Annotated in this window: 7 protein-coding genes; 4 read left to right on the top strand and 3 right to left on the bottom strand. The window is 41.9% G+C overall.

Features of this window, described 5'->3' with window-relative positions:
* Positions 1 to 140, bottom strand: a 140-nt coding sequence (locus P8H32_RS11165; protein ID WP_367279189.1) for a sulfotransferase domain-containing protein, incomplete at its 3' end; no start/stop codon positions are given.
* Between the two features lie 281 nt (positions 141 to 421).
* On the opposite strand from P8H32_RS11165, the gene P8H32_RS09510 reads away from it, so the two are divergent.
* The 3 genes from P8H32_RS09510 to P8H32_RS09500 are packed head-to-tail and all read left to right on the top strand — an operon-like array spanning position 422 to position 3,175.
* A complete protein-coding gene (locus P8H32_RS09510) occupies positions 422 to 1,606 on the top strand; it encodes a CDP-glycerol glycerophosphotransferase family protein (RefSeq protein WP_301089270.1) in 1,185 nt (394 codons plus the stop codon).
* 30 nt (positions 1,607 to 1,636) lie between these two features.
* Positions 1,637 to 2,035: an adenylyltransferase/cytidyltransferase family protein gene (locus P8H32_RS09505; protein WP_301089269.1), complete on the top strand. Its 399-nt coding sequence runs from the start codon at positions 1,637 to 1,639 to the stop codon at positions 2,033 to 2,035.
* 9 nt (positions 2,036 to 2,044) lie between these two features.
* Complete coding sequence (locus P8H32_RS09500; RefSeq protein WP_301089268.1) at positions 2,045 to 3,175, top strand: glycosyltransferase family 4 protein; 1,131 nt, start codon at positions 2,045 to 2,047, stop codon at positions 3,173 to 3,175.
* A 21-nt stretch (positions 3,176 to 3,196) separates the two neighbouring features.
* Here P8H32_RS09500 and P8H32_RS09495 read toward each other — a convergent pair whose 3' ends face one another.
* Both P8H32_RS09495 and P8H32_RS09490 read right to left on the bottom strand, forming a co-directional pair.
* Complete coding sequence (locus P8H32_RS09495; RefSeq protein ID WP_301089267.1) at positions 3,197 to 4,312, bottom strand: DegT/DnrJ/EryC1/StrS family aminotransferase; 1,116 nt, start codon at positions 4,310 to 4,312, stop codon at positions 3,197 to 3,199.
* Positions 4,291 to 5,427 (bottom strand): glycosyltransferase, encoded by a 1,137-nt coding sequence (locus tag P8H32_RS09490; RefSeq protein ID WP_301089266.1) that lies wholly within the window; start codon positions 5,425 to 5,427, stop codon positions 4,291 to 4,293. The genes P8H32_RS09495 and P8H32_RS09490 overlap by 22 nt, the downstream gene beginning before the upstream one ends.
* Positions 5,428 to 5,518: 91 nt before the next feature.
* On the opposite strand from P8H32_RS09490, the gene P8H32_RS09485 reads away from it, so the two are divergent.
* On the top strand, positions 5,519 to 6,667 hold the full coding sequence (locus P8H32_RS09485; RefSeq protein ID WP_301089265.1) for a glycosyltransferase: 1,149 nt from the start codon (positions 5,519 to 5,521) through the stop codon (positions 6,665 to 6,667).
* Positions 6,668 to 6,687: the final 20 nt, after the last annotated feature.

The raw sequence follows: 6,687 nt of genomic DNA, 5'->3' as shown, positions 1-6,687 counted from the left end.
TCATTCATACATACGCGGTTGAAATAGTGGAATTCTTTAATGGGCGGGGACCAAACTTGATGGTGTTTTGCAAGGTTTTCATATAGCCAGGTGGTGCCGCTTTTTTGGGTGCCAATACATAAAAAATCCGGTTTTGACATTATTTTAGGGGCTCTGGTTTGGTTGTGATATTTGGTTACTAGGATTATCGAATGAATAATAAAAAATCGCAACTAAACTGGGGTATTGGGCATTGTTCATACAAAAGTCATAGATAAGAAAGCCAGATATATGACGATATTTATTGAGGTGATGATAAGTGTTTCTTAGGTTGTTTGGTCGGTATATTGTAATATAGCCTCTTATTCAGTGAGCAGCGGCTATATTGTATAAAACTAATACAATCACTAGGCTGAGCTCTGACAAACCGTTAAGGCCTCTAATGAAAGATTTAGTTAAAAAGACCAGAAGTGCCATTAAGTATTATGTTGCTTATATGGGGTTTTATGTGATGGAGCGGTTGTGCCCTAAATCCAGTAATATCTGGTGTTTTTCTACTTGGAAAAATTACCCCCATACGATGGATAATTTACGGGCTGTATTTGAGGCTGTAAAAGATGACCCTGAGATAATTAAGATCATTTTGCTTCAGGGCCAAAAAAAGCCAGAGTGGCAAGTTGAAGGCGTCAATATCAGGTTTGTTCAAGAGGTTTCGCTGTCAGGTGTGTTTTATCTGTCAGTGGCTAAAGTTTACTTAATGGGGACTTCATTAAGAGGGTTTACAAATTTTCATGCCTTGGTCGGTAACAAGCACCAAATTATCCAGTTGTGGCATGGCATACCACTAAAGCGAATAGGTAAGCTGTTTCCACCTGAGAAATTTTGGGAGGAGGAAACAAAAAAGTATTCGGCAACCGTATGTTCTTCTCCTTCTGATCAGGAATTTATGCAGCAGGCCTTTGATCCACTTTCAATAGATAGGGTCTGGCAAACAGGTTTGCCACGAAATGACTTTATTCTGGCCACTGACGAACAGTTACCAAATGATTACTACACTGAATTGGAGAAAATAAGAGACCAGGTCGCAGGTCGTTTTCTAATCTTATATGCACCAACCTGGAGGGATAGTGTCGAGAATGTCTACCAGTTTTCAGCAGAGGAGCAGAGCGAACTGGATGCTCTATTGGCGAGACATAATGCTGTTTTAGCTATTAGAGGTCACGCAAATGTTAGGTCTAAAGTAGATTATCAAGATGTTGGCGCATTAAATAATATTATTTATGTGAACGATGTCCCTGATGCTAATCTTTTGCTTAAAGAAGCGGGTGCTTTAATTACGGATTATTCTAGTATTTACATTGATTATTTGATCACTGATAGACCGATTGTTTACTTTACCTATGATATTGACCGTTATATCAATGAACGTGGTTTTTTATATGAGCTGGTGGAGGCGTTTGTTTGTGACCCTGCAATAGGATTTAAGCAGTTATTGACTGATATTGAGTCCGCAATTACTGAGGGCGTTAAGGATAGAGCTAGATATCATAGGGTTAAATCCTTATTTCATCAGCATGCTGACAGTTGTGCGCTTAATGTCGTTAATAAAATTAAGGCGCTAAATTAAAATAGCTATCTACACAAAAGGAGTTTTGCTTTGAAAACAGTTATTACATTTGGAACATTTGATGTGTTTCATGTTGGGCATGTCAATATTTTACAAAGAGCCTCAGCGCTAGGCGATACCTTGATTGTAGGTGTATCAACTGATGAACTAAATTTTAGTAAAAAACAGCGTTACCCAGTCTATAAACAGCGTGACAGGATGAAGATTGTTAATGGCTTAAGATATGTCAATTACTGCTTTTATGAAGAGTCTTTAGAAAAAAAACGAGAGTATATCTTAAAATATGATGCTGATATTTTAGTAATGGGGGATGATTGGAAAGGGCGGTTCGATGAATTTAAAGATATCTGTGAGGTTGTTTATCTGGAGCGTACCCCCTCAGTTTCTACCACCCAAATTATTGAGATCATTAGTAGTGATGATGATTGAGGGTTAAGGATGTCTTTTTTGAAACATGAAGGATCACATGATAATTTAAAAGGCCAGCGAATATTATTGTTACATCGTGGCGGCCAGCATATTCGAGGAACTGAAGTCTGTCTGATTCAATTTTCTGAGGCTTTAAAAGGGGCCGGTGCTAGATTATATTTGATTTGCAATAACCTTAATTTTTTAAATCAATCCATAGGTATTGAAGAAAGCCATACTATGGAGATGCCGGTTGCCGATGTAATCTATAGTAAGCGGTTCTGGTCACAACCCTATTTAAAACACTTGATTGATGTAGTTAAGTTGGCCAATTTTTGCAGGGCTAATAGTATTGATGCTATCTATGCATCTGGAGGTGCCCCAACTCAATTGGCTGTTCATGCCAGACGTTTTTTGAAGTTGAATGTAACTGTTTTTTCTCACTTCCATCACCCTTGCACAACTCTTTATTATAAAAGCTGGAGTTTAAAAAGAGCTGATATTATCGTTTGCCCTAGTCGTTATACTGCTTCAGACCTTTTGGCATCAGATATCGCATCCAAGGTTATTTACAATGGCGTTAACGTCAAAATGCCTGTTGTAAACCAGAGTCTTGCAAAAGAAGCAGCGGTCAGGGCTTGTTTTGTTGGTCAGCTAGAGTCTAATAAGCGAGTCGATTGGTTGTTAAGGGCAGTAGCTATGCTAAAGGGGCGGGGATGCAGGCTGCATTTAGATATTGTAGGAACCGGGACGGAGCAGCAGCCTTTATTGGAATTATCGAAAGAGCTAAATATTGATGAACGGGTAACTTTTCATGGTCGTATTGATTCCATTTATGATGTTTTAGTTGGCGCAGACTTTTCTGTTATGGCCTCGGATGTGGAAGGGCTTGGGATATCTGTCATTGAGGCCGCAGTATGCGGAATCCCCAGTATTGTTTCTGCATCTACCGGTTTACTTGAGGTTGTTGAGGATGGTTATTCGGGTTGGTATTTTGATTCATCTAGCCTTGAGTCGCTAGCTGATATATTGGAACAGCGAACTTTGGCAGATGATAATCATGTGTTTGGCGAAAACGCACGTGAGCGGGCAGTAAGGGTTTTTTCTGAAGAAAGCTATAAGAAAGAAATGTTAAGTGCATTTTCTAGCGCAGCTTTTTAATGAAATTTGGGTTAATCGGACTCAGCTAAATAGCCCTTTTATGGCAAGGGTGTGAGTATCTTTAACCGTATGATTGCATGGAAGGGTTAATATTCTTTTTGCCATGTCGCTTGCATTTTTATATTGTCCGGGAGAAACGATATTATCTACTTTATCTATGTTAATAAGACTTTTTTTGTATAGCTGAGTTATTCCAAGGTTTTTTAATTGGTGTTCTGGTGGTGTGCTTTGGTTGTTATTAAGGATTGGGATTCTTAAAGGGTGTATTAGTCGATCTTTGTATAAGCTTGAAAGGTTGGCAGCATTTGCCAGCTCGTAGCCTGGATGTTGTTTAGAAGCTAGATGCTGATCTATATTCGCTGTAATAATTTTTTCTTTGTAAGTGTCTAAAGATATAATCTCTTCAAGCCCTTTATATTTGGTCACGCCTACTTTTAGAAAGGGTAGCCTATTGATCAGCCAGTATACCTGGGGTGTTAGTAGCAGGTTATAAATGATAGCTTTTGTAATGGTCGCTACCGCTTTTCTTTTTGGTTTTTTGATAATATTGGTAACGTTTATTTTACCTCTATAAGTTGTTTTTATTAGTGCAAGGCCGCCGCCAAGCAGGCTAACGGGTTTTCCTCTTCCAAATGACGTTATGGCAAAGTCACCAATAATTTTATCGGGCATACTGATGGCTTTATAACATTGGGCATTGTCTTCAATCAGTAGTATGTTATTCGGTAATACAGCTTTTATTTCTGCGAGTCTATCGCTTATGCCTAAAAAATTAACGGCAATAACGGCGATGGTATTGTCATTGATCGCGTTTTCCAGTTGGTCCAAATCATAGCCTGGGTCGTCCTTACCTATATCAACTAATACAGGCTGCACTTTTGCAAAAACAGCAGCGGCGACCAGATCGGGGCAGCCATAGGCAGGGATAATAACTTCAGGATTTTCTACTTCAGGATGTAATTGTTTGGCAGCAATAATCGTTAGTGCTAAAGCTGAGGTCCCGGAATCTACCCAGTAGGCGTCGAAGCCTTCGTAGGTTGGCAGTGGCTTGGGTTTACCTCGCCAAATAATTTTCTCACCCACAGGCGGTAAATCTCCGTGAATGATGCCGCGAATTAACGAGCGGAAGGTTGCCATACGCTCATCCGTTTACCTGCTAAAAATTGGCAGCTAGCATCAAAGATAGCCATATTAACTTGCACAAAAAAGTAGACTAGTTTTGCAACAGTATTGTTTTTAACTTTTTCAGAATAATGGGCTGATAAGGCCAGGCTGTAAAATAGGCACTGCAGGAGTAATGTGACAGTAAAAAAGTCATGATGGCTGGCTAGCATAAAATTAACCGCCAGTAAGGCTATCAAAAACCAGGGCTCTAACCAGCGCATTAGTTTATGGCTAATGACCTGAAAGGCAAATAAACCATGCTTGAAAGGGTTTAGAGCCTGCGGATGACGGCTTAGTGAGGTTAGGCCACGAATGATGGTGCGTGTTTTTCTTGCATACTCTTTGCTGGGGTCGCTTAAGTCCTGGTAGTGGCCCAATACATCTGGGGCTGTTATTGCCCTTAATTCATGGCTGGCGGTATTCAATGCGGTATTAAAATCGCTGGGTGAGTGAATATCCCAGCTCTGGCAGATTTCTTTGCGGGCGGCAAAAAATGATCCGCTTAGGCCGACCAGTCCACCCACTTTTGATTCCAGGCTGCGCAGCCACATTTCATAACGCACATAGGCCCCTTCGCCGGCTATTTCACCATGATTACTGATAAAGCGGTCTTCGCTTGAGACGGATCCAATGGTAGGGTCGCTAAAGTAGCGGCTAAGATTGCTGATGGCGTCTTCAGGTATTTGTGTGGCTACATCAGAGAATATTAGTACTTCCCCTGTGGCCTCTTTAATCGCGCAAAGTTGAGCGTGTTCTTTGCCCAGCCGTTCCGGTGCTCTTACAAGTTTTATGCCCTGGTCGGCATACTCATTAACGATATTGTCAGTGTCGTCATCGGAGCAGTCGGAGGCAATAATAATTTCTAGCTCGGGGTTGCTGGCCTTGAGTATAAGTGTGTTGTCGATTTTGCTCTTAATACGGCCCGCTTCGTTATAGGCGGTAATGATAAGACTTAGGCTGGGTGTTGTGGTGGTGGTGGAAAGTTCGGGGTCAGTTTTTCCCTTGGCAAGACACCATAAAATAGCAGGGTAAATAAAGTAGCTATAAAGCGCGCAAAAGGCGAGCAGCCAAAATAATGTTACAAGCATGCTAAGAACCGTTATCCTTATTGGTAGCCTACATGGGCAGTGGTTAATTTTAGAGTCGTTATTTTTAATAAACAACTGGGTAGCAGTGTAAATGGAAGTGCCTTCTTTGTCTTCTACTAATCAGGTGATGCGCATTATGCATATCGCTTCGGGTGATTTGTGGGCCGGTGCTGAGGTGCAGCTTTTTACCTTGGTGAAGACACTGGCCGCTATGGAGGGTAATGAGCTTTATGTGGTCTTGATGAATGAGGATGAGTTGGCGCGGCGTCTACGCGACACTGGGGTCTCAGTGTTCGTTATTGAGGAGTCTCAACATAGTAGCTGGCAAATCTTTAGGCACCTGCAGGGCCTTATGGGTCAGATTCAGCCTCACATTATCCATACCCATCGCCTTAAAGAAAATATCCTGGGTGCACTGGCTAATCACTTTTCGGTTAGAGCCTATAGTCTGAGAACGGTGCATGGTGCGCCTGAATTTAGTTACTCCTTTTATAAGCAAACCGCCAAGTGGTTTATTAGCCGGTTGGACCAGTGGGTTGGGCGTTATTTGCAGAGCCATGTGATTGCAGTATCACAGCCTTTGGCGGACCAGCTTAGTGATAAATATCCGCCGGAGCATATAAGGGTGGTGCTCAATGGTGTTGATGAGGCTGCCCTGGGTAGCGTGCAAAGTCTGGGTTTTGATGATGCAGGTTTTGAGGGTGATTCTAGGGTAAAGCATATTGGAATGGTTGGTCGATTAGTGGCTGTAAAAAGAGTCGACATATTTCTTGCGATGGCAAAAACCTTGATTGAATCCGGGGGCAGTGAGTACCGTTTTCATATTGTTGGAGATGGCCCCTTGCTGGAAATGTTAAAGAGTCAGGCTACAAATGCTGGCCTGGAAGGAAAGGTAATTTTTTATGGCCACCGAGGCGATGTTGCTAAAATCATTAAGGGCCTGGATGTATTGGTGATGTGCTCTGATCATGAGGGGCTGCCTATGACTGCCCTGGAGTCATTAGCGCTAGGGGTGCCTATTGTGGCTCATGCAGTGGGTGGTTTGGTGCCGTTGTTATCTGGGGTAGATGGTTGTGCCTTGGTGAGTCGGCATAGGTATGAGGCTTATGTTGAGGCTGTTTTGAGTTTGCTGGATAGCGCTGGGCGCGAGGATTTGGTTTTACCTTTGAAGTATTCCGCCAGAGGTAACGCGCAAGCGATGGTTCAAGTGTATAGCGAAGGTATTGAATGTTTGAAATAAAATATTGAGTGGATGTCTTT

Source organism: Oceanicoccus sp., assembly GCF_029238675.1.
Classification (GTDB): domain Bacteria; phylum Pseudomonadota; class Gammaproteobacteria; order Pseudomonadales; family Dasaniaceae; genus Oceanicoccus.
This window is presented reverse-complemented; position numbering and strand designations above follow the sequence as displayed.